Origin of the sequence: Plantactinospora mayteni (genome assembly GCF_016862935.1) — a bacterium.
In the GTDB taxonomy this organism is placed as follows: domain Bacteria; phylum Actinomycetota; class Actinomycetes; order Mycobacteriales; family Micromonosporaceae; genus Plantactinospora; species Plantactinospora mayteni.
Map to the genome: position 1 here is coordinate 33393 of NZ_BONX01000066.1, position 23056 is coordinate 56448.

Below are 23056 nucleotides of genomic sequence, written 5' to 3' on the forward strand. Positions count from 1 at the left end.
GCCAACGAGGTTGCGGAGGAGCGCAATGCTGACCCTGGGCGAGGTCCACACCGGACTCCTACAGAACTCCAGTTCGCTCTCGCTGGAGAACACCGCCCAACTCCTCGACTTCCTGGTCGGCCAGCGGGTCCGCCGGTCCGAGCGGCCGATCGCGTACGCGGTCTCGCCGGACCAACTCACCGGGGTCGACTGCCGACTGCCGACCCGCACCGGCAGCCGCACCCGGGGCGTCGGGACGGTGGTGTCGCACGCGGCGGTGACGGGCGGGCACGTGTTGCAGGGCTCCACCTACACCCGGCTGGACCGGGCCGCCAGCAACCGCCGGCTGATCTGGTCGCACTACCTGTCCCGGCCCGGCTGGGTGGAGACGATCGGCAAGGTCGACATCCGGGACGTGGCCCGGGGTTTCCTGGGGCCCACCTACCAGCCACAGACGCTCAACCTCGGTGCGATCAGCGCCCGGCTGATCGACGCGGTGCAGAGTTCGTCCCGGCTGGACCGGCGGCCACCGTTCCGGACCAAACGCACCCGGCTGCGCTGGGCCGTACTGCCGGCCGCCGACCCGGGGACCGAGCCGCACGGGAAGTTCCGGATCGAGTCCGACACGCTGCGTACCCTGGAGCTGACGGCACCACAGGAATCCGTACCGGCGCTGGTGGAGTTCTGCGAGGACCTCGCGCTGCACGACTGGCTGCTCACCACGCTGCTGTCGCTGATCGAGTTCAGCCTCACCGGGCCGGGCACCCGGGCCCAGAAGATCGACCGGCTCCGCCCGGCGATCGACTGCCTGCTGCACCTCTGGATGCCGGCCGCCCGGCTCGACGAGTCGGTGCTGCCGGTCTGGCGGGACCTCGAACACCGGCCGGGCTTCACCCGGCAGTGGCAGACCTCGGTGACCCGGATCCGCGACCAGGTAACGCTCAGCACCATCGCGCTGCTGGAGGCTTCGCCCCGCTGACCGGCCCGGACAGCCGCGCGGCTCCGGGCGATACTGCGGCTCCGGGCGATCCCGCGCGGCCGACTCGCTCACCGCCGGGCCGCCCGGGCGGTTATCCGGCACCGGGCGGCCGGGCGGAGAGTTCCCGCCAGGTGTCCGGCCCGGCCAGCAGGGTCCGGACCACGTCGTACGCCGCGTCCTCGCTGTCGAACTCGTAGAACCGGGAGATCCCCTCGGCCCCGCCGGCGCGCTGTTCCACGTGCCACTGGTCGGCATCCGCCCGGAGGTAGACATCCCGCCGGGCGAGGCGCCCCCACTTGCCGTTCCACCAGTGCTTTCGCTGTTCCATGCCGGGACCTTATCGAACGTACGTTCGAGAAGATCGCCGGGTGCCGGACCCGTCACCCGGCCAGGTGACGGCTCCGGCTCAGGGGCGGCGCGGAGCCGGCGGGTACTGCTGGCCGAACCGCTCGTCCGGGCCCTCGGGGTGCGGGTTCGGCGCCCGACCGGCGGCGACCAGCGCGTCACGGATCTCGGTGAGCAGCTTGATCTCCTCGCTCGGCGCGGCCGGCGCCGGCTCCTCGCCCCGCTGCCGCCGCTCGGCGAGCTTGTTCATCGGGAAGACCACCAGGAAGTAGAGCACGGCGGCGGTCATCAGGAAGGTGATGATCGCGTTGACGAAGGCCGCCCAGTCGATCACGGCGTCGTTGGGCAGTTCCCAGGTGCCCGCGTCCAGGCCCTGGCCGCCGCCGAACATGGTGATCAGCGGCTTCAGGAACGAGTTGGTGAACTGGGTGACCAGGCCGGTGAAGGCCGCGCCGATGACCACGCCGACGGCGAGGTCGACGACGTTGCCCCGCATGATGAAGTCTTTGAAGCCCTTGAGCATTTGGCGTCTCCAGGTTGCCGGATTCGTGTCGGTCGACAAACCTAGTGCCCAGCGCGGGCGGCCGAAAGCGGAGGCGGGCAGCCGGTGCGGGATCGGCGGGGTGCGGCCGTCAGTCGGCGCTGACGGGGCCGCCGGCCACCGCCTCGTCCACGGTGGCATGCGTATCGAGCACCTCCACCAGGCCGCTGACCTCCAGGATGCGCAGCACCCCCCGGCGCGGCGCGGCCAGCCGGACCATGCCGCCGGCCTCGTCGGCGCTGTTCCGGGCGCGGACGAAGACGGAGAGCCCGGTGGAGTCGCAGAACGTGAGTTCGGCCAGGTCGAAGACCAGCCGGGTGTGCCCCTTCTCCAGCAGGTCCGTGATCTGGTCCTGAAGTTGCGGCGCGGTGGCCATGTCGAGTTCGCCCGCGACCGACACGACGACGACGTCGGCCCGCTCCACGGTGTGCACCGTCAGGGACATTCGCGACCTCCTGGGATGTCGGTCGAACCGTACTCCACAACCGGCCCGGAACGCATGAGGGGCGGCGGAAGTCAGCCGCCGGCCGGTGCCCCGGGCCGGGGGACATGATCCGCTCTGCGCGAACAGGGCTTACCGGATGCCACCCGGGCCGGGCACCATCGCCGGATGCGAACCCTCGTCCTCGGCGGCACCGTGTTCCTCGGCCGGGCCGTCGCCCGGCAGGCCCTCGCCGCCGGCCACGATGTCACCTGTGCCGCCCGGGGCTCGTCCGGAGACCCGGTGGACGGTGTCCGCTTCGTCCGGGTGGACCGCACCGACCCGGCCGGCCTGGCCGCGCTCACCGGCGAGTACGACGCGGTCGTCGACGTGGCCCGGCACCCCGACCAGGTCCGGAACGCGGTCGCCGCGCTCGCCGGTCGGGTGGGGCACTTCACGTTCGTCTCGACCTGCTCGGTGTACGCGGACACCGCCACCCCCGGCCAGCGGGTCGACGCCGCCCCGGTACTGGCACCCGCGTCCCGGGACGCGGAGGACCCGACCCTGTCCGCGGAGTCGTACGGCGCCTGCAAGGTGAGCTGCGAACAGCTCGTGACGGAGGCGTTCGGCGCCGAGCGGGTCTTCGTCTGCCGGGCCGGGCTGATCGTCGGGCCGGAGGATCCGATCGGGCGCTTCGAGTACTGGGTTCGCCGGGCGGCCCGGGGTGGCGAGGTCCTGGCGCCCGGCTCGCCGGACGACGCGGTGCAGCTCGTGGACGTACGCGACCTGGCCGACTGGATCGTCGCGGCCGGTGAACGCGGACTGACCGGCACGTACGACGGCACCGGCGCGCCGACGACCCGGGCCGCGTTCCTGGCCGACGTACTCCCCGACGGTGCCGCGCTGACCTGGGTGTCCCAGGAGTTCCTGGTCGAGCAGGGGGTGGCACCGTGGTCGGGTCCCCGGTCGCTGCCGATCTGGCTGCCGCTGCCCGAGTACGCCGGCTTCCTGAGCCGGGACGTGACCCCGAGCCTGGCGGCCGGGCTGCGGACCCGGCCACTGGCCGAGACGGCCCGGGACACCGCCGCCTGGTTGGCCACGGCCGGCCCGGAGGCGGGCCAGCGGATCGGCCTCACCGAGGCCGAGGAGGCCGAGATCCTCGCCGCCTGGCACGCCCGCTGACCCCGTCCGGCCCGCACCCTCCGGTGAGCCGGCTGTCCGGTTCTGACCTGCCCGCACATTCCGGTGCGCTGGCTAGCCGGTTCTGACCTGGATTCCGGGCGAGGCGGCGGAGGCACGTAGCCGGAGCCGGACGATCCGGGCGTCGGGCGGGATGTCGTAGACGACCGCCCCGGTGACCCGGTTGCCGGGGTTGATCTCGCTGAGGAAGCCGAGCTGGTCCGCGTTGGCCAGCAGCCCGGCGGAACTGTCCACCCCGAACCGCTGCCCCGCCGGCCCGTACGCGGTCTGTAGGCCGTCGGAGAACGTGGCCGGTCCGGCGCCCAGGTTGCGGATCGCCAGGTCGACCACGCAGAACTGCCCGATCGCGAGCTGGCTGACCAGCGGGTCGCCGACCTCGGTGAGCCCGCAGCGCACCTCGTGCACCTGGAATTCGAGGTCGCCGTCCCGGGCCGGCTGGTTGAGGCCGACGACCCGGTCGCTCCGGTCGCGCAGCCCGGTGTAGAAGCCCGGCCCCCAGGCCAGCGCGACCACGGCGGCGGCCACGCAGCAGCAGGAGAGCAGCGCGGCGACCAGGCCGAGTACGAACCACCACCGCCGGTCGGTCGGCCGCATGAACTCGGGAACCTTCGCGGTGCCGCCGGACGGTGGTCGGCCCGCCTCCGGTCCAGCCCTGCCTTCGGGCCCGGTCGGTCCGGCCCTGCCCTCGGGTCCGGTCGGTCCGGCCCTGCCCTCCGGCCCGGTCGGTCGGGGTGCCCAGATCGGCGGCTGCGGCGGCGCCGGTGGCGGGTAACCGCTGAGCGGCGGGGTGGTGACCTGCGTCTCCGGCGTGGACCAGTCCGGTGGCGGTGGCGCCACCGCAGCTCCGGTCGGTGCCGTCCCGATCGGCGCCTCCGGCGGGGGCGGTCCCGTACCACCCGGTGGCCTGTCCGACGCTGGCGATCCGGCCCGGGCCGGCGAGGCAGCGGGCGGCGGCTCGGCGGGAGGCGGCTCGGCCGGCGGCGGGTATTCCGGTCCGGCGGGCCGGTCGGGGCGCGGTGGGGACGGTGGACCTGCCCCGGGCGCGATCGTGTCGGGGAAGCGACCGGTCAGCGGGAGCGGATCCGGGACCTCGTCGACCGTCGGCCCGGCCGCCGGGTCCGGGGTCGGCGCCTGGGCCGGCCCCTCCGGCGGCGGTGGGTCGATCGCCCAGTCCCACGACTGGGGGACCGGCTCGGTCGGCCGGTCCCCGCCCGTCGGTGGCTCGCCGGAGCCGGCGCCGGGCCGGTACGGCTGCTGCTCGCCGGGCTGGTCGGGGCTGGTCATCGCGATCCTCGTATCATCCGGGGCCTCTGGGAAATAGTAGGCTTTAGCCGTATTCATCCCAGTGGGGATCGTCATCTTCGTACCGGGTCGGCGCGGCGGAGCGGAGCCGGACGAACCGCCCCGGACCAGTGGGTGAGCCGCGGTGGCAGGATGATCCGGTGGATCTCGTTACCGTCGATGACGTACGGGCCGCGGCGGGGGACCTGACCGGCGTGGTACTGCGTACGCCGCTGCTGCCCTGCCGCTGGGACGACCAGCTCTGGCTGAAGCCCGAGAGCCTGCAACCGGTCGGCTCGTTCAAGCTGCGCGGCGCGACCCACGCGGTGGCCCGGCTCGACCCCGCCCGACGGGCCCGGGGCGTGGTCACGCACTCCTCCGGCAACCACGGGCAGGCGCTCGCCTACGCCGCCCGGGCCCAGGGCGTGTCGTGCACGGTGGTGATCCCCGAGGGTGCTCCGGCGGCAAAAATCGACCAGGTACGCGCCCTCGGCGCCGAGGTACGCATGGTCGCCCCGGCCGACCGGCTGCCGGCCGCCGAGGCGGTCGCCGCCGAGCAGGGGCGCACCCTGATCCCGCCCTTCGACGACCGGCGGATCATCGCCGGCCAGGGCACCATCGGGCTGGAGGTGCTGGCGGACCTGCCCGAGGTGGACGTGCTGCTGGTGCCGGTCGGCGGTGGTGGGCTCGCCTCCGGGATCGCCACCGCGGTCAGGGCGCTGCGTCCGAGTGCCAAGGTCATCGGGGTCGAGCCGGCACTTGCCGCCGACGCCGCCGAGTCGCTGCGTACCGGTGAGCTGCGGAAGTGGGAACCGGCCCGCGCCTATCGGACCAGCGCGGACGGGCTGCGGACCCATCTGTCGGCGCTGACCTTCGCGCACCTGCGCGCCCGGCTGGACGGCATCGTGACGGTCAGCGAGGAGGAGATCGCCGCCGCGACGACCCGGCTGGTCCGGGACGCCCGGCTGGTGGTGGAGCCGAGCGGTGCGGTGGCCACCGCCGCCCGGATGTTCCACGCCGCCGAGCTGCCCGCCGGGCGTACGGTGGCGGTGGTGAGCGGCGGCAACGTCGACCCGGCGGTACTGGTGGCCGCCGCCGGCCGCCCCGACCCGGCCTGACGGCGCGACGATCTGGGCTGACGGGCGGGGTGACGCTCCGGTCGGTGGCGGACCAGCCGGCGCGGCGATGTGGGCTGACGGCACGCCTGACGGCACGCCTGACGGCACGACGATGTGGGGCTGACGGCACGCCTGACGGTGCGGCGAGGCGGCCCGACGGAGCCGATAGGCGGCGTTCCCTGCATTGGAACCATGGCTGACCGGATCGGTGCGAGCGCCGTGGCGGGTGGCGGGGATGCGAGCTTCGCCACCCGCTACGGTCCGGTGCGTCAGCGGGCGGACAACATCCCGCCCATTCCCTCGGCCCGGATCCCGGTCGTGGCGACCACCTGGTCCGTCATGGCTCCCCCTTCCCCGACTGGCCCCTGACCTCCATTGCTAGCCGCGATTCCGGTTGTCCCGAACGGTCAACGGCGCCGGTCAATCAATTCCGGACAACGCCGCGCGGTCGGTCGGAACGCCGATACCCGGTTGGCGCGGCCGGTGCGGTCGGCAACCATGGATGCGGAGATGCCCGGAAGTACCTGGGGAAGGAAAGCCGCGTGGCGCGCCAAGAACGTCCGGTCGATCCGGCCGCCGGCCCACTACAGGCATTCGCCTACGACCTTCGCATGCTGCGCGCCGAGGCGGGCAACCCGACGTACCGGGTGCTGGCCAGGACGGCGGGGTACAGCGCCACGACGCTCTCCGAGGCGGCCGGCGGGGCCCGGATGCCGAGCCTGGAGGTGGTGCTCGCGTACGTCGGGGCCTGCCATGGCGACCTCGACGACTGGCGGCAGCGCTGGTACCGGACGACGGCTGAGCTGGGTTCGACCGGCGAGGCCGGGTTGGGCTTGACCGGCGAGGCCGGGTTGAGTTCGGGCGGCGCGCCCGGGTTGGGCTCGGGCGGCGTGGCCGGATTGAGTTCGACCGGCGTGGCCGGGTTGAGTTTGGGTGGCGAGGCCGGGTTGAGTTCGGGCGGCGTGGCGGCACCGACGGGTGATCCGGGTCCGGCCGGTGAGTCGGGGCCGGCGGATGGTCCGACCGTAGCGGCCGGCTGGGCGACGTCTCCGGTTGTCGCCGGGCCGGGTTCCGGGACTCATGTCGGGGCCGCGACACCGGGAACACCGGTGGAGCCAGGTCGGCACGGAACGCCCGCCCCGGAACCGAACGGTGAACGCTCGTCGCCGTCCGGGACGGGCCCGACCGAGGGGCGGCCACGGCGGCGCCGGACGGTCGCCGTCGGGGTGGCGGTGGCCGCGACCCTGCTCGTCGCGGTGGTGGCGGCGAAGACGGTGTCGTCCGACCCGCCGGTCGAGGACACCGCCTTCGAGACGCCGGCCGGTGCCGGCCAGTCGGCCGGGGGCGTACCCGGCTGCCCGGAGGTGCCCGGCGACGCCCTGTTCACCGGCACCACCTACGGCAGCGGCGCGCACGTCCGGGACGGGGCGACCAGGGACAACACGATCCTGCACACCGTCCCGCCGGACTGCACCGTCGGGTTCACCGGCTACTGCATCGGCGAGAAGATCTACGACAACACCGCCGGTACCCCCGATGTCCGGTGGTTCACCGTGGCCGGTGGCGGGGTGGTCGCCTCCGGCATCATCCACGGCAACCCGCCCCGCGACCTGCCGGCGGCCGAGTGCCCCGGCGGGCGGCCGGCACCGAGCGGGCTCACCTTCGCCACCACCGCCCAGCAGGCCCGCCGGGCCGGGGTCGACCTGCACGCCACCGGCACCGAACTCGACGTCGTCGGCTTCGCCGTCTCGACCGGAGCGGATCCGGCCACGCCGGGCGCCCGGACCTGGCGGCAGCTCGCGCTGGTCGAGGTCCGGGACCGGGCCGTGGGAGCCCGGCACCGGCTCGACACGGTACCCGCGCCGGTCGGCGGAGCACCCGTCGTCCTGGTCGCCGCCGCCTGCCTCGGCGGGGACAGCCCCACCGGCCTGGTCGAGGCCCGACAGTTCTCCGCCGAGACTCCGGGCCGATCCACGGCGGTGACGCTGGATCCCCCGCAGCAGGTCGCGGCGGGTGCCTCGGCCTGCCGCTACCCCGGCCGGGGCTGACCGGGGGAGTCCGGTCCGGGCCCGGTTCGTAGCCGTCGGACACGGTGGACCTATCTCCACCCCGGTTCGGGAGTTGCCGCTCCTGACCGTCCGGCCCGGCGCTGGTGTGCTCGACTGGTGACCACCGCTACCGCCACGACGGCTTCCCGGAACCGCATCTCCGACCTCGACGCACTGCGTGCACCCTGGCGATGTTCCTGCTCGGCATGGTCGCCGCCCGGCGCGGACTGCTGGTCGGGCTCACCGGGCGGGAGGCGTGGCCGCGGATCGTCCAACTCGTCGGCTTTCCGGTCGGGATCGTCGGCGGCGTGGTCTACGCCTCGCTCGGCGGCAACGGCAACACCCTGGGCGTACTGGTCAGTGCGATGACCGCGCCGTTCCTGGCCGCCGCGTACGCCGCGACCCTGATCCGGGTCGTGCACAGCGACCGTGGCCGGTGGCTCGGTACGGCACTGGCCCCGGCGGGCCGGATGGCGCTCTCCAACTACCTCGGGCAGTCGGTCGCCACACTACTGATCTTCACCGGGGTCGGCTTCGGCCTGGTGGGTCAGGTGTCACCGTTGGAGATGATGCTCTTCGCCATCGCCATCTTCGCCGGCCAGGTGCTGGTCAGCAGATGGTGGCTGGAGCGGCACGGACACGGTCCCGCCGAGTGGCTGCTGCGCTGGTTCACCAACGGCCAGCGCCCGCCCGTCCGACGCTAGCGCGACCCGGCGCCGAGGTGGTGGACCTACCGGTGCGTGTGCTGCTACTACCCCTCCAGGGGTAGTAGCAGCACACGATTCTCGAAGCGATCGTCAGGCGCGCCGCCACTTTTGGTTGGCGCCGCCGGTGCATTCCCAGAGTTGGAGCTTGGCACCGTTGGCGGTGCTCCAGTCGCGTACGTCGACGCACTTGTTCGCCTGCGGGTTGACCAGGTCACCGGCCGCACTCAGTACGAACTGCTGGGCCGCGTTGCCGTTGCAGCCGACTATCTGGATGTTGGCGCCGTTGGCTGTCGACGCGTTCGCCACGTCCATGCACTTGCCGAACGCCCGGATCGTGCCGCCGGTGAAGGTCCAGCGCTGCGCGGCCGTACCGTTGCAGTCCCAGATCTGCAACTGGGTGCCGTCGGCCGGGTTCGCGCCCGGCACGTCGATGCACTTGTTGGCGAGCCCGATGAGCTGGCTGCCGGTGCCCGGATTGCCGCCGCCGGTGTTCCAGGCCCAGACCCGGACGTAGTCGACCAGCATCTGCTGCGGGAACGTGGTGCTGCCGTCCGGGTAGCCCGGCCAGTAGCCGCCGACCGCGATGTTCATGATCATGAAGAACGGGTGGTCGAAGACCCAGCGGTTGCCGTTCAGGTCGGCCGGGGTCTTGCGGGCGTACTGGATGCCGTCGACGTACCAGGTGATCGAGTCCGGTGCCCAGTCCACGGTGAAGGTGTGGAAGGCGTCGGCGAACGCCTGGCCGCCGGGGAGGGTGTAGCGGGAGCTGACCGCGCTGCCGCCGGAGTAGCCGGGGCCGTGCAGGGTGCCGTACACGTTGCCGGGCTCGCGGCCGATGTTCTCCATGATGTCGATCTCGCCCTGGTCCGGCCAGGGCATGCCGCCGAGCATCCAGAACGCCGGCCAGATGCCCTGGCCGCGCGGCAGCTTCATCCGGGTCTCGAACCGGCCGTACGTCTGGGTGAAGCGGTCCGCGGTGAGCAGCCGGGCCGAGGTGTACTGGCAATAGCCGTAGTGGCACTGGTAGTTCGCCGGGTTCTCCCGACGGGCGGTGATCACCAGGTTGCCGTTGCCGTCGTGCGCGGCGTTGCTGGTGCTGTTGGTGTAGTACTGCTGCTCGTTGTTGCCCCAGCCTCCGCCGCCGATGTCGTGCTTCCACTTGCTGCCGTCGGGTGCGGTGCCGGCTGGCGCGTTGAACTCGTCGCTCCAGGTGAGCGCGCCCGGCTCAGCGACGGCCGGGCTGGGCGGGGTTACCACCAGCGTCGCGGCCAGCAGGGCCAGGACGAGGGCGGCTCGGCGTGTACGCATGTCAATGTTTCTACGCCAGAGAGCGCTTTCTTGCAAGGTTCTTAACTATATTCCGGAGTGAGGTTCCAGGTGGACTGTCAGGTCGGGCGGCTGGACGCGTCTGTCCGCCCCCAACGGCCGGGGACGTCGAGCAACTCGATCTGGCTGACCCCGTCCGGCAGCGCCGGGTCGACCACCAAGCGGTCGCCCTGTGGCTCCAGCCCGAGCAGGGTCCGCAGGAACAGTAGTGGCGCCCCGGTGGACCAGGCCTGCGGGCTGCATGCCGTCGGGTACCGCACCGGATACTTGGTCAGGCTACGGTCGTAACCGGCGAACGCCTCCGGTAGTCGGCCGTCGAAGTACCGCGCGGCGTCGATCACCGCCTTGGCGATGCGCCCGGCCTCTTCGGAGAAGCCGTACCGGCGCAGGCCCCAGGCGATGAACGAGTTGTCGAACGGCCACACCGTACCCACGTGATAGCCGACCGGATTGAACCGGCCCTCGCCTTCGGCCAGGGTCCGCACGCCCCACCCGGAGAACAGCCGGTCGCCGAGCAGATGCCCGGCCACCTTGCCGGCCCGGCACGGGTCGACGATCCCGCTCCACAGCAGGTGGCCCATGTTCGACGCCAGCGCGTCCACCTGCCCGCCGTCCGGGTCCAGGGCCAGGGCGAAGTACTCCCCGTCGGCCACCCAGAAATCCCGGTTGAACCGCTCCCGTAGCTGTGCCGCTTCGGCCTCCAACCGATCCGCGTACGCCGGGTCGTTCCAGAACAGCCGGGCCAGCCTCGCCCCGCGCACCTTGGCGTCGTACGCGTAGCCCTGCAACTCGCAGGTCGCGCGCGGGAAGTCCGGCAGCCGGCCGTCCCGGTACGAGATGGCATCCCACGAGTCCTTCCAGCACTGGTTCTCCAGGCCGGTCCGCAGGTTTCGGCGCCGGTACCAGACGTACCCGGTGCCGAGCAGGTCACCGTAACTGTCGATCCAGTCCAGTGCCGCCCGCGCCTCGGCCTCCAGGAACCGGACCAACTCGGCGTCACCGGACCACCGCTCGTACTCGTCGAGCAGCACCACGAACAGCGGTGTCGTGTCGGCGGCGCCGTAGTACGGCGAGTGCGGCTGATCCTCGAATGCCACCGATTCCCCGTACCGGACCTCGTGCAGGATCTTCCCCGGCTCGCGTTCCCGGAAATCGTCCAGCTTGCTGGCCTGGGTGACGGCGAGCATCCGTAACGTCGCGGGCGCCAGTTCGGGTTTGACCGGTAGGGCCTGGAGGCAGGTGAGCAGGCTGTCCCGGCCGAACAGCGTCATGAACCAGGGCAGCCCGGCGGCCGGTATGTCCTCGCCGTAGGTGAGCGAGCGAAAACGGAGCGCCGCGAGATCGACCAGGCTCCGCCGGTACGCCTGATCCAGCGCCGCCCAGCGGCAGGCCAACTGCGGGGCCTCGGCCACCCACCTGCCGAGCTGCTCGTTCAACCGTCTCTTGAGCTCAACCGCGTGGCCCTTCAGGCTCGCCTGGATGTGCCGCCCACGGGCGCCGGTGACCAGCGTCTCCACATGGAGGTCGGTGATCCAACTGCCGTGCGGCTCGATCCGCAGGTCGAACGTCATCCCGTGCTCGTCCACCCGTGCGGGGGCGGTCGACGAGGCGATCGTCTCACGCAGGAAGTTCTCCCGTTGGTAGCTCAGTCGCAGATATCCGTCCCCGACCGAAGCGGTGGGCTGGGCCACCTTCTGCCGTACGTCCTTGACCTCGAACAGGTCGGCGAAGTCGCTGCCGATTTCCACGCGGAGCCGGAACTCGGCCGGTTCCAGCGCATGGTTGAACACGGTCAACCGCTCGTCGAAGCTTCCCCCGATCGACCGTTGCCGCACCACCGACAGCGTCGCGTCCACGTAACGGGTCGGTTCGCCCGACACCAGGAAGAATCGCGTCTCGAAGAATTGGAGATCGTCCACGGACAATACGTGTAACCGCTGCCCGTCGATGGTCAGCAGCCACTTGGAGAGGAACCGGGTGTCGAACGAGAACAACCCGGTCGGGATCGTGGGCGACGGAGTTATGTCGCCCCGACGGTCACTGACCACGAATGTGTTGCCGTCCAGCAGGTGTACGAGGTCGTCGGTCCGACCGGCCGGCTGACTCATGTCCGGTCATTTCGCCCGGGTGCGAAAGCTCGGGGATCGTGCGCGCCCGGGGGCTGCGGGAGAATCCGCTCGATCGGCATGAGCAGTTGGAGGTTGCCCTCGACGGTGAAGTCCCGGCGCAGCAGGGACGCGAACAGATTCGCCCGCCCCGTCACCAGTCGCTCGAAGAACCCGCGCTCGGCGTTGAGGACGACATCGGCATCCCGCATCTCGTGCGAGACACTGACCGCCCCTTCCTGGATGGCGACGTACCAGTGATCGGTCTCGCCGTCCTGGTTGAGGTCGAAACGGGCAGTTCCGTTTACCCGTACCGGCAGCACCGTGGACTCGGCGCGTTCGAGTCCGTCGAAGAACTCGACGACCGGATCCGCCATCGGTGCCTCCCTGGTCGTGCCCAGACTCCTCCGTCGAGGAGTGCCCACCCCCGGGGCGGTATTCCCAGGGGATGTCGACATCAGTCCCGCCGGTCTGGCACACCTATCTCAGGGCACTGGGCACAGGCAGTGCGAAACCGACCGGATCAGGGCGTGACGCCCAGCCGGTCGAGGATCCAGGCGGCGACGAACGCCTCCTCCTTCCAGGAGTCGTAGCGCCCGCTCGGGCCGCCGTGCCCGGCACCCATCTCCGTCTTGAGCAGGTACGATCCCTGCGGCGCGACGGCCCGGAGCCGGGCGATCCACTTCGCCGGCTCGTGATAGAGCACCCGGGTGTCGTTGATGCTGGTGACCGCGAGGATCGGCGGGTAGTCCTGCCCGGTGACGTTCTCGTACGGCGAGTACGACTTCATGTACGCGTATACCTCGGGGTCGGCCAGCGGGTTGCCCCACTCCTCCCACTCGGTGACGGTCAGCGGCAGCGACGGGTCGAGGATCGAGGTGAGCGGGTCGACGAACGGCACCTGCGCGACGATCCCGGCGAAGGCGTCCGGGGCGATGTTGGCCACCGCGCCCATCAGCAGCCCGCCGGCCGAGCCGCCCCGGGCGACCAACCGGTCCGCCGAGGTCCAGCCGGCCTTGACCAGGTGCCGGGCGGCTGCCACGAAGTCGGTGAAGGTGTTCTTCTTGGTCAGCAGCTTGCCGGTCTCGTACCACCGGCGGCCCAGTTCACCGCCGCCGCGCACATGCGCCACGGCGAAGACGACGCCCCGGTCCAGCAGGGAGAGCCGAGGGATCGAGAACCACGGGTCCATGCTCGCCTCGTAGGAGCCGTAGCCGTAGAGCACGCACGGGGCCGAGCCGTCCCGGGGCGTGCCGACCCGGCAGACCAGCGAGATCGGCACCCGGGTCCCGTCGTCGGCGAGCGCCCAGTCCCGGTACTGCTCGTAGCCGGCCGGGTCGAAGTCGCCGAGTACCGGCTTCCGCTTGCGCAGCACCATCTGCCGGGTGACCAGGTCGTAGTCGTAGACCGAGTCGGGGGTGGTCAGCGAGGCGTAGTGCAGCCGGATGTCGGTGGTCTGGTATTCGGGGTTGCTGTCCAGCCCGACGTTGTAGAGCGGCTCCGGGAAGTCGATGTCGTACGACTCGGTGCTACCCACCGGCAGCACCCGGATCCCGGTCAGCCCGGCCGTACGCAGCGACACCACGATGTGGTTGGCGAAGGCGTCGACCGCCTCCAGCCGGGTGCCGGGGGTGTGCTCGATCATCGGCACCCAGTCCCCGGGCGCGTCCGCCGAGGTGTACGCGAGCGCGAAGTCCTCCGCGCCGTCGTTGTGCAGGATCAAGAAGCGGTGCCCGTGGTGCTCGACCGAGTATTCGACACCCTGCCGGCGGGGCGCGATCACCGCCGGCTCGCCGGTCGGGTTGCTGGCCGGGATGACGCGTACCTCGCTGGTCACCTTGCTGTGCGAGTCGATGACGACGAAGCTCTCCGAGCGGGTCAGCCCGACGCCGATCCAGAACCGCTCGTCGTCCTCCTGGTAGACGACCTCGTCGGCGGCCGCCGCCGTGCCGACGGTGTGCCGCCAGACCCGGTAGGGCCGCCAGCTCTCGTCCACGGTCAGGTAGAACAGTGTGGAGCCGTCGGCCGACCATGCGCTGCCGTAGAAGGTGTCCGGCACCTCGTCGGCGAGCACCTCGCCGGTGGAGAGGTCCTTGACCCGCAGCGTGAAGCGCTCGTCGCCGGCGAAGTCGGTGGAGTACGCCAGCCAGCGCCCGTCCGGGCTGACGTCGAACGTACCCAGGGCGAAGAAGTCGTGACCCTCGGCGAGCGCGTTGCCGTCGAGCAGGATCTCCTCGCCGTCCAGCGGCGTACCGTCCGCCGGCATCGGCGGATCCGTCTCCCCGTCCCGGACCGCGCGGCGGCAGTGGATGCCGTACTGCTGACCCTCGACGGTCCGGGTGTAGTACCAGTACCCGTTCTTGCGGATCGGCACCGACAGGTCGGTCTCCTGAGTGCGGGTCTTCGTCTCCTCGAACAGGGTCTCCCGCAGCGCGGACAGGCCCGTCGTACGCACCTCGGTGAAGGCGTTCTCGGCTTTCAGGTAGGCGATCGTGTCCGGGTCGCCCTTGTCGGCGAGCCAGGCGTACTCGTCGATCACCGTGTCGCCGTGGTGGGTGCGCTCGGTGGGGACCCGCTTCGCGACGGGGGCGGCAGCGGTCGTCTCAGTGCTCACCCGGTCACGTTACCGTTCGAAGTCCCGTCCGGCCCGATCACCCGCGCCGCATTGGTGAGTACGGCGATGTCCTGCGCGAAGCAGACGATGATGTCCCCGGTCGGGCCGGCCGTCACCGCCGTCACCTCGTCCGGAAAGGTCATGGTGGGACCGATCTGCTGGAAGCTGGTGAGGTCCCAGACCTCCACGGACGAATAGCGGCCGATGACGGCGATCGGCCGACCGCCCACCGTCGCGGCCGCGAGCGCGTTGACATAGCTGATCGGAAGCTCGCCGATCGGTTGGCCGGTCGTGACGTCCCAGACCTTCGCCTTCTCCCAGGTTGTGCAGCTGGTGATCGCGATGGGCCCTTCGGCGCCTGTGGTGACGGCGAGCTTCTTCACTGGCTTGCCGATGCGTGCGGCGAGGCGGGCGCCGGTGTCCCGGTTGGTTGTGAGGTAACGGAGCCGGATCGCGCCGTTCCAGGTGCCGGTGACGGCAATCGGCTGGCCGCGAAGGCTGACGGTGGCGAGCGCGTGTATCCACCGTTCGTCGCTCTTCCGGGGTACGCCGACCTGCGCGCCCGTGGCGAGGTCCCACACCCGGATGGTCCGGTCGTCGCTGCCGCTGACCGCGACCGGTCGGGTGCCGGTGTCGGTGGCGGTGGCGGCGATCGTGCGGATGGTGTTGGTGTGCGCGGTGCATGGTGCACCGAGCTGCTTGCCGGTGGCCAGGTCCCACAGCCGTACGGTGTGGTCGGTGCTGCCGGTTACCGCGACCGGCCGGCTGTGCACCGTCGTGGTGGCGACCGCGGTCACCGGCCCGGTGTGGCCGGTGACCGGGGCGATCACCTGCTCGCCGGTGCTGAGGTCCCAGACCCGTACCGTCTCGTCGGCGCTGCCGGTAACCGCCACGGGATGGCCGTCCACCACCGTCGCGGCAACGGCATTCACCTGACCGGTGTGCCTGGTCATCGGCTCACCTGTCGGTTTGCCGATGGTCAGGGCCGACACCCGTACCGTGCCACCCTCAGCTCCGGTGACCGCGACCGGTTGGCCGTTCACGACTGCGGTCGCCACGGCATACGTCCTGGTCTGGCCGGTGAACGATTCGCCGATCTGCTTTCCGGTGACCAGGTCCCGCACCCGCACGACCGGCTCGTCGAATTCGGCGCTGACCACCACGGGTAGGTCGTTTACCATCGCGGTTGCCAGCCGTGCCCCATCAGGGTCGTGGGTGGGCGACTCGCTGAGTTGCTGGCCGGTGGTGAGGTCCCAGATCCGCACCGTCGCGTCATAGCCGCTGGTGACGGCGGTGGGGCGGCCCCGCACCACCGCGGTCACCAGCGTCTTCATCCCCTTGGTATGGCCGGTGAGTGGTTGGCCCACCTGCTGGCCGGTGGTCAGGTCCCAGATCCGTACGGTCCCGTCGTGGCTCCCGGTGACCGCCACGGGTCGGCCGTCGATCACCGCGGTTGCCAGGCTCCACGCCGACTCGGTGTGGCCGGTGAGCGGTTCAAGCCGCTGTTCGCCGGTGCCGAGGTCCCACACCCGGACGATCGGCTCGTTGAAGGTGCCGGTGAGCGCGATCGGACGGCCGTTCACCACGGCGGTGGTCACCGCGCGCAGCGAGTCGTCGTGCGTGAGTGGTTGGCCCACCTGCTGGCCGGTGGTCAGGTCCCAGATCCGTACCGTGTTGTCGCGGCTGCCGCCGCTGCCGCTGACGGCCACGGGTCGGCCGTCCAGCACCGTGGTCGCCACTGCCCAGACCGAATCGGTGTGGCCGGTGATTGGTTGGCCGATCTGCTGGCCGGTGGTCAGGTCCCAGATCCGTACCGTGTTGTCGCCGCCGCCGGTGACGGCCACGGGTCGGCCGTTCAGCATCGTGGTCGCCGCCGCGTATGCGCCGCTGCTGTGGCCGGTCGACGGTGACCCGACCGGCGGGCAGGACATCAGCTTTTCCGTGAACCGGCTTGTCCAGCGCAGTCGCCAGGCGGCGGTGTCGGCGAACGGAACCACATCATCAGACGAGGGCAGAACAGACATGACGCGCAGGTTAGCCAGTACCCCTGACGCCCGGCACCTCGTCGGGAAGTGGTGCGCCGTCCTCCGGCATCGGCGGGGCCGTCTCGCCGTCCCGCACCGATCGGCGGCAGTGGATGCCGTACTGCTCGCCTTCGACCGTCCGGGTGTAGTACCAGTGACCGTTCTTGCGGGTCGGCACCGATAGATCGGCTTCTTTCGTCCGCCGCTTCGTCTCGTTGAACAGCGCCTCCCGCAGCAGGCCGAGCCGGCCCGTGGTCTGCTCGGTGTAGGCGTTCTCCGCGGTCAGGTAGCCGATCGTCTCAGTGGTCACCCGGTCACGTTGCCCGTCCGGGCCGGCCGGAGGGCGTCCGGTACGGGTCGGAGGTTGCCGAGAATTAGCACATGTGTACGATGACCAAGGTGGGGGAGATCTCGATCGAACGGCGCGGGGGCACTGACATCGCACGGCGACTGGCGGGCATCTGCGGTGCCCACTTCGCCCGGCCGGCCGGGGCGGCCGACGGGGTGGCCGGCGCGGCGGCCCGCTGGGTCGCGGCGCCGGGCAGTCCCGAAGCGGTCACCGAGGTGGTCCGGCTGGCCGCCGAACACGACCTCTCGGTGGTCGCCCGGGGAGCCGGCACCAAACTCGACTGGGGGATGCCCCCGTCGCAGGTCGACATCGTGCTCGACACCGGGCGACTCGCCGGGGTCTGGCAGCAGCCCGAGGACGAGCTGGTCGCCGAGATCGGGGCCGGCACACCGGTCCGGGCCGCCGAGGCGATCCTGGAGCGGACCGGGCGTCGGCTGCCGATCGACGTGCCCTCGGTCGGCGCCACGGTCGGTGGCGTGGTCGCGGCCGACGAGAGCGGTCCACTTCGGCACCTGCACGGCCGGCCCTGCGACCAACTCGTCGGGGTGAGCTACGTCGACGCCTCCGGAGTGCTGTCGTACGCCCGGGCCGGCGCGACCGGCCGTCCCGGAGAGCGGCCCGGTCCGGTGCCGGCCGATCCCGACGTCGCCCGGCTGCTCTGCGGGTCGCAGGGCGCGCTCGGCGTGCTGGTCTCGGCGACCCTGCGGGTGCAGCCGATTCCGGCGAGCCGGGCGTGGGTGGTCCGTTCGGTCTGGACTCCGCTCGAGGTGCACGACCTGGTCCGGGCCGTTCTCGACGCCGAACTGCGGCCGACCGCGATCGAGGTGGACCTGCCCGGCGGCCGGGCGCCGACGGCCCGCCGCACCGTCCGGAGCCTCGGCTCCGGCGGCCACCTTCCGCCGGACAGGCCGGGTGCCACGGGGGCACCCGGCCCGTCCGGTCGGGCCGGTGCGCGCGGCTGGTTCGAGGCCCCGGGCCGACGCTCCGGTGCGGGCGGGTCCGGTGAGCGGGGACAGCCCGGGTTCGGCCGTGGTTCCGGGGCACGCGGCCGGTCCGGCGAGCCCGGTGCCGGCACCCTGGCCGTACTGGTCGAGGGCGGGCCGGCCGAGGTGGCCGAGCGGGCGGCCCGGTTGACGGGGCTGCTCGGCGGCGACGCCCAGGCGGTCGGAGCGGCACCGCCGTGGTGGCGCCACTATCCGTTCCAGCCCGACCAGGTGGCGCTGCGCATCGAGGTACCAATCGGTGACCTGCACGCCGCCGTCTACGCGCTGCGGGACGCCGCCGGGGCACCGGTGCCGGTACGCGGCTCGGCCGGGCTCGGTGTCGTGCACGCCGCGCTGCCGGCGGACTCGTCACCGGAGCGGGTCGGCACCATCCTGGACGGCGTACGCGCGGTGCTGCGGGCTCGCTCCGGCCGCTGCGTGGTGGTCGCCGCCCCGCCCCGGATCCGCGAAGCCGTGGACCTCTGGGGTGAGCTGCCAGACCTGCCGCTGCTGCGTCGGGTGAAGGAGCGGTTTGACCCGGCGCACCGGCTCGCTCCCGGGCGCTACCCGGGCGGCATCTGACCCGGTAGGAGACCTGCGCACCGGCGGTGTACGGCGTGGACGCCACCACCGCAGGGCCACCCGAGCTTGTCCCACTAGCGGTCTGACCTCGCAGGCTCGGCGGCCGTCACGGCGGCATCCTCGTACGGGTAGTCGCATACGACCAATCCGTCGTGCCGGTGAACCCATCGGCCCTGCCCATGCGGGACGATTCCTCGACCACACCACCGGCACGCTGTTGCTCGACTATCCGACTGTATGACCTTGATCGGCCCGGCCTGCATGAACGCGGTCACCAAGCCTCGGATCGCGCGGCGATGCGAGAGGCATGGCCAGACCTCACCGCAGGCACATCTGGAACCAGCGTCCTCAAGCCGGTGGGTTGCGAACAGGTTGTACGCCGCTCGCCAACGTTGTGTGTCGCGGCATCCCTCCGGTGGCTGGCCCGGTGGATCCTCGGGATTCCAGGTCAGTCTCATGGTCGGGCGTACCAACCGGGTCCGCCTCGTTTGACGGTCGTGGTGGTCGGCGCCGCAAGTTGCCCGTGCCGAACGAGGCAGGTGACGCAGGCGAGTGTCGTGCCGCAGGTGGTACACCACCTGGTCTTGACCTTGAATGTCCAGAGCCCGGCCAGGAATCCCAGGAAGAGCGCGCCTACCACCGCACCAATAGTCATCCGACCCATCCTCCGAGCAGCGGGTTATGAGGTCGTATCGACACTAGAATCAGGCAGGATGGACGTTCTACTATCCCAGCGTCACCGAGCCACGTCCGTAGCGCCTGCTCCTCCAGAACCACGGCGAAGCGCTTGCCTGGCTGGGAAATCACCTGCTGGCGCCTCATCCGGATAGCAACGGCGCTGTCCAAGTCATTCGGTGTCCGGAGAAAGCCAATCCAGAAAGACAGCATAGCGGCCGAGTAGTCTGCGGTCTGGAAAAGTCCGGGTATGACGTTGTGCTCATAGATGCGGAACAGTTCGGTCTGCTCGTACAATGCGACCGTGTGTGCCCCGAGCACTCGCTTCATGCCGGCGCGGGCCTGCCTGCGGAACTCCAGGTAGGCGGACTCGACCGCCCGCAGGGTGGCTATCAGGTCGGCGGTCTGGTCGTCAGCGCCACAGGCCCGGCACCAGTTGCGGATGTCCTGTTCCGTTGGTGCCTGTACGCCATGCTCGATTTTGCTGACCCGGGTGAAGTGTTGCCCCGTTGCGGCGGCAAGCGCCCGACCAGTGAGCCCTGCGTCTCGACGCAGTTCGCGCAGGCGGACACCCAATGCTTCCTGCGGCTGCCAGGTGGCGCTAGACGGGTCTGTAGTCACGGTGCGGTACGGCCAAGTTCCATACTGCGGTGAACGCGGAGTGGCAGAGCCGCACGTCGGCTGGGTCGGTCGACGTTTCGTACGCCGCGTTCAAGCCGTTGCCCGCGTACAGCAGGAAGACCACCAGACGGTCGTCGAAGAGGTAGAAGTCGTTGCCGGGGATGCCGATGGACGACACCAGCCGTCGGGGCACCCACCGGATGTCCTCGCCGGCCTCGACCATCGGATGGGCGATGCTGTATGACCACCGCTGGTAGTCGCTGAGCGGTTCGGAGACGATACGCGCCCGTCGTACGGACCTGCCGGCGGCAACGTGCTGGCGCAAGGTGGTGCACCAGTCCGCCAGCCACCCGAGGTCATCCGGCTCACCCGCCGCCCACTTGGCCATGTGCGGCAGTTCCGTCGCGGTGCCGTAGGAGTCGCGCGTCTCGAGATGCACGCTGGAGCGCTCGAAAGTGCGCAGCAGGCGGTCGAAATCGGCCTCACCGATCGAGGTCACGACCCTCCTCGAAGAACTGGAGCATCCGGTCCGGGATCTCGACACAGGTCTCCCCAGCCGGGATGTGCATCTGCGCGAGCGTGTCCTGGTCGGTCACCACCCAGCCCTGCACCACCCAACTACCGCGATCCGTGCGGTAGATGGTCGGCGAGCCGGTGGGGTTGGAATCCGGGTCCTTGCCGATCAGGGTCAGGTGCATGGTTACTCCCCGCCGTGTTCGTTGCCGAAAGTCGCGTTCCGGCCATCCTCGCTGCCCGGCTTGCCGTACATCAAGGTTGTTGCGCGGTGTTGCGGCACCAGCCGGAGAGGGCGGCCGGCCCGATCGGCGGAGGACCGGGCCGGACGTGGTTCACCGGGTGCGGGTCATCAGTTGGGCACCCCGGGCAGTTGTGCGGCCGGTTTCCTCCAGCCACACGTTCCCGAGGAGGTGGCGGTCAGCCGGTGGAGTCGTTGCGGAGTACCAGGATGGCGATGTCGTCCCGGGGCGACTCGACCGAGAAGTTGATCGCCGCCGCGCGCAGCCGAGCGGCCACCACCTCGGCCGAATAGCCGGCCAGCGGAGCCGCCGCGTCCCGCAGCCGCTCGATGCCGAAGAGTTCCCGGCCGCGCCGCCGCTCGGTCACCCCGTCGGTGTAGAAGACCAGTGCGTCACCGGGGCCGAGCCGCACCTCGGCGACCGGCGAGGTGATCGAGTCGAGCAGGCCGAGCGCCGTACCCCCGGATCCCACGAACGACGTCCGCCCGTCGCCACGGACCAGCACCGGCCGGTCGTGACCGGCCAGATAGAGCGAGACGGTGAGCCGGCCGGCACCGTCCCGGTCCACGGCGGCCAGCGCCAGCGTGCAGTATCGCCCGCCACCCCGCTCCACCAGCGTGCCGTTGAGCCGGGCCAGCGCCTCCGGCAGCGGCTTGCCGTCCCCGACCAGGACCCGGATCACGTCCCGGACCAGCCCGGTCACCGCCGCCGCCTGTACGCCCTTGCCGGAGACGTCCCCGACCACCACCAGCCAGCGGTCCTCGGTCAGCGGTACGACGTCGTAGAAGTCGCCACCGACCTCGGCCGCGTCCCCGGTCGGCACGTATTCCGCGGCGAACCCGATGCCGTCCACCACCGGCAGCACCGGCGGTAGCAGCGACTGCTGGAGGGTGTGCGCCACCTTGCGCCGCTCGTCGTGGATCCGGGCGTTCTCGATGGCCAGTGCCGCCCGCCGGGCCACGTCCTCCAGTACGGCGATCTCGTCCGGGTCGTGCCGGTGCCGCTGGTGCCGGCCGACCGCCAGGGTGCCGAGCCGCTGCCCCCGGGCGACCAGCGGGATGGCGAAGCCGTCCATCGGGGCGCCGATCGGCACCTGCCCCTGACTGCGGGACGCCTCGCGCAGCCGGGACTGCACCGACTCCGGACCGTCCTCCTTGAGCATCTTGTGCAACTGCGCCAGCACCGTCTCGTCGGCGTGGGTGGCCGCGGCCAGCTTCAACCGGCCCCACTCGTCGATGACGTGCACCGCGCACCACTGGCCGAGCCGGGGCACTACGAGCTGCGGGATCAGCGCCATCGTCAGCTCGACGTCGAGCGACTGGGCGAGCAGCTCACTCGCCTCGGCGAGGAAGGTCAGCCAGGTCTGCCGGCGTACGTCGGCCCGGCGCAGCCGGTCGTTCTCCAGGTGCAGGGAGAGCCGCTCCGCCACCAGCGCGGCGAGCGGGCGGGCGTACCCGGAGGGCGCGGCGTCGAGTTCCAGCTCCCCGGCGTACGGCCGGTGCACGGTCAACGGCACCCGGAGCAGTTCGTCGCCGGGGCGGGACTGCCGGCCGTACCGGGCCAGCAGTTGCCAGCCGGCGCCGTCGCCCCGGTCCAGGCGTACCGCACCGCCGGCCGCGCCGACCATGTCGCCGACCCGGACCAGCAGGTCGGCGGCGAAGGCGGGCAGCGGATCGTCGGCGTACGGGTCGGGCGCGGTCTGCATCAGCGCGCTCATCGCCCCGGCGCTCGGCGCGGACGGGCCGGGCGGGCTGCCGACGCTGCTGGTCGCGACCGTCTGGGCCGCCTCCGGCGGGTGCTGTGCCGGGTCGGCCGGGCCCTTGCGGTCCAGCCGGAACCAGACGCCCTTGCCGGTGGCCTGGTGCATGGTGCCCCACCGGCTGGCGAAGTGGTCGACCAACAGCAGCCCCCGGCCCCGCTCGGACACCTGCGAGATGTCCGTCAGGTCGTTCCTGGGCCGGGCCGCCACGTCCTCGATCGGCCCGACCGCGAAGTCCGAGACCGTCACGGTCAGCCCCGACTCGTCCGCCACGACCTCGATGTCCACTTCCGTGCCGGCGTGCTCCACCGCGTTGGTGGAGAGTTCGGTGGTGAGCAGCAGTGCCTCGTTGAGCAGCTCCTCCAGGCCGGCTTCGGCGAGTACCGACCGGACCAGGGCGCGGGCAGCCGCCGGGGTACGCCGGTCGGCGGGAAGCCGTACCCGGCGCAGTTGATCGCCCGTGCCTCCGGTGGCCGTCCCGCCGGTGCCCGTGCCGCCCGCCTCCGCTGACACCCTTCGTATCCTCCACCGATCCGAGATCCAGGCCACCCTATCCGGGCCGGGCGCGTCTGTGCCGCGCTCGTGCCGGCAGGCGCTCGGAGCGGCGTCGCGCTAGGCTGGACGCTGCCCTACTTGACCGTTCT

At 71.4% G+C, this 23056-nt stretch carries 19 protein-coding genes and 2 pseudogenes; 6 read left to right on the forward strand and 15 right to left on the reverse strand.

Annotation, left to right across the window (positions count from 1 at the left end):
• Positions 1-25 precede the first annotated feature (25 nt).
• A complete protein-coding gene (locus Pma05_RS38780) occupies positions 26-958 on the forward strand; it encodes an SCO2521 family protein (protein ID WP_203862528.1) in 933 nt (310 codons plus the stop codon).
• A 91-nt stretch (positions 959-1049) separates the two neighbouring features.
• Here the strand turns inward: Pma05_RS38780 and Pma05_RS38785 are convergent, their stop codons facing one another.
• From Pma05_RS38785 to Pma05_RS38795, 3 genes are all read right to left on the reverse strand, one after another.
• Positions 1050-1286 carry a hypothetical protein gene (locus tag Pma05_RS38785; protein ID WP_203862529.1) on the reverse strand — a complete coding sequence of 79 codons (237 nt, stop codon included), beginning with the start codon at positions 1284-1286 and terminating at the stop codon, positions 1050-1052.
• 78 nt (positions 1287-1364) lie between these two features.
• Positions 1365-1826, reverse strand: coding sequence for a large conductance mechanosensitive channel protein MscL (mscL, locus tag Pma05_RS38790; protein WP_203862530.1), 462 nt, complete (start codon positions 1824-1826; stop codon positions 1365-1367).
• 109 nt (positions 1827-1935) lie between these two features.
• Entirely contained in the window at positions 1936-2289 is a 354-nt protein-coding gene (locus tag Pma05_RS38795) for an STAS domain-containing protein (protein WP_203862531.1), read from the reverse strand.
• A gap of 165 nt (positions 2290-2454) precedes the next feature.
• Between Pma05_RS38795 and Pma05_RS38800 the strand changes: the two genes are divergently transcribed.
• Positions 2455-3447, forward strand: coding sequence for an NAD-dependent epimerase/dehydratase family protein (locus Pma05_RS38800; protein ID WP_203862532.1), 993 nt, complete (start codon positions 2455-2457; stop codon positions 3445-3447).
• 72 nt (positions 3448-3519) lie between these two features.
• On the opposite strand, the gene Pma05_RS38805 is transcribed toward Pma05_RS38800, so the two are convergent.
• A complete protein-coding gene (locus Pma05_RS38805; protein ID WP_203862533.1) occupies positions 3520-4749 on the reverse strand; it encodes a DUF4352 domain-containing protein in 1230 nt (409 codons plus the stop codon).
• A gap of 158 nt (positions 4750-4907) precedes the next feature.
• Between Pma05_RS38805 and Pma05_RS38810 the strand changes: the two genes are divergently transcribed.
• The 3 genes from Pma05_RS38810 to Pma05_RS38820 all read left to right on the forward strand — a co-directional run bounded on the left by Pma05_RS38810 (position 4908) and on the right by Pma05_RS38820 (position 8616).
• Positions 4908-5864 carry a threonine ammonia-lyase gene (locus Pma05_RS38810; RefSeq protein ID WP_203862534.1) on the forward strand — a complete coding sequence of 319 codons (957 nt, stop codon included), beginning with the start codon at positions 4908-4910 and terminating at the stop codon, positions 5862-5864.
• A 542-nt stretch (positions 5865-6406) separates the two neighbouring features.
• The gene (locus tag Pma05_RS38815; RefSeq protein WP_203862535.1) at positions 6407-7912 is read left to right on the forward strand and encodes a hypothetical protein; all 1506 of its coding nucleotides are present in this window, start codon (positions 6407-6409) and stop codon (positions 7910-7912) included.
• 191 nt (positions 7913-8103) lie between these two features.
• A complete protein-coding gene (locus Pma05_RS38820) occupies positions 8104-8616 on the forward strand; it encodes a DUF418 domain-containing protein (protein ID WP_203862536.1) in 513 nt (170 codons plus the stop codon).
• Positions 8617-8709: 93 nt separating this feature from the next.
• On the opposite strand, the gene Pma05_RS38825 is transcribed toward Pma05_RS38820, so the two are convergent.
• The 6 genes and pseudogenes from Pma05_RS38825 to Pma05_RS38850 form a co-directional block, all read right to left on the reverse strand.
• Positions 8710-9927 (reverse strand): glycoside hydrolase family 16 protein, encoded by a 1218-nt coding sequence (locus Pma05_RS38825; protein ID WP_203862537.1) that lies wholly within the window; start codon positions 9925-9927, stop codon positions 8710-8712.
• Between the two features lie 77 nt (positions 9928-10004).
• Positions 10005-12053 carry an amylo-alpha-1,6-glucosidase gene (locus Pma05_RS38830; protein ID WP_203862538.1) on the reverse strand — a complete coding sequence of 683 codons (2049 nt, stop codon included), beginning with the start codon at positions 12051-12053 and terminating at the stop codon, positions 10005-10007.
• Positions 12050-12427 (reverse strand): SCP2 sterol-binding domain-containing protein, encoded by a 378-nt coding sequence (locus Pma05_RS38835; RefSeq protein ID WP_203862539.1) that lies wholly within the window; start codon positions 12425-12427, stop codon positions 12050-12052. The genes Pma05_RS38830 and Pma05_RS38835 overlap by 4 nt, the downstream gene beginning before the upstream one ends.
• A 146-nt stretch (positions 12428-12573) precedes the next feature.
• On the reverse strand, positions 12574-14664 hold the full coding sequence (locus Pma05_RS38840; protein WP_203862540.1) for a S9 family peptidase: 2091 nt from the start codon (positions 14662-14664) through the stop codon (positions 12574-12576).
• A complete protein-coding gene (locus Pma05_RS38845; RefSeq protein ID WP_203862541.1) occupies positions 14661-16688 on the reverse strand; it encodes a WD40 repeat domain-containing protein in 2028 nt (675 codons plus the stop codon). Before Pma05_RS38845 ends, Pma05_RS38840 begins: the two co-directional genes overlap by 4 nt.
• Before the next feature lie 37 nt (positions 16689-16725).
• Positions 16726-16998 (reverse strand): annotated as a pseudogene (locus Pma05_RS38850) (oligopeptidase B); the annotation flags it as partial.
• A gap of 80 nt (positions 16999-17078) precedes the next feature.
• Here Pma05_RS38850 and Pma05_RS43170 point away from each other — a divergent pair.
• The gene (locus Pma05_RS43170) at positions 17079-18602 is read left to right on the forward strand and encodes an FAD-binding oxidoreductase (protein ID WP_239314064.1); all 1524 of its coding nucleotides are present in this window, start codon (positions 17079-17081) and stop codon (positions 18600-18602) included.
• 454 nt (positions 18603-19056) lie between these two features.
• On the opposite strand, the gene Pma05_RS38860 is transcribed toward Pma05_RS43170, so the two are convergent.
• The 5 genes and pseudogenes from Pma05_RS38860 to Pma05_RS38880 all read right to left on the reverse strand — a co-directional run bounded on the left by Pma05_RS38860 (position 19057) and on the right by Pma05_RS38880 (position 22925).
• Positions 19057-19257, reverse strand: a complete 201-nt coding sequence (locus tag Pma05_RS38860; protein ID WP_203862543.1) for a hypothetical protein — start codon at positions 19255-19257, stop codon at positions 19057-19059.
• A 77-nt stretch (positions 19258-19334) separates the two neighbouring features.
• Positions 19335-19898 (reverse strand): annotated as a pseudogene (locus Pma05_RS38865) (Scr1 family TA system antitoxin-like transcriptional regulator); the annotation flags it as partial.
• Positions 19879-20397, reverse strand: a complete 519-nt coding sequence (locus Pma05_RS38870) for a DUF6879 family protein (RefSeq protein WP_203862544.1) — start codon at positions 20395-20397, stop codon at positions 19879-19881. The gene Pma05_RS38870 and the pseudogene Pma05_RS38865, both read right to left, overlap by 20 nt.
• Positions 20381-20596, reverse strand: a complete 216-nt coding sequence (locus Pma05_RS38875; protein WP_203862566.1) for a hypothetical protein — start codon at positions 20594-20596, stop codon at positions 20381-20383. The genes Pma05_RS38870 and Pma05_RS38875 overlap by 17 nt, the downstream gene beginning before the upstream one ends.
• Before the next feature lie 235 nt (positions 20597-20831).
• Positions 20832-22925, reverse strand: coding sequence for a SpoIIE family protein phosphatase (locus Pma05_RS38880; protein WP_203862545.1), 2094 nt, complete (start codon positions 22923-22925; stop codon positions 20832-20834).
• Positions 22926-23056 lie beyond the last annotated feature (131 nt).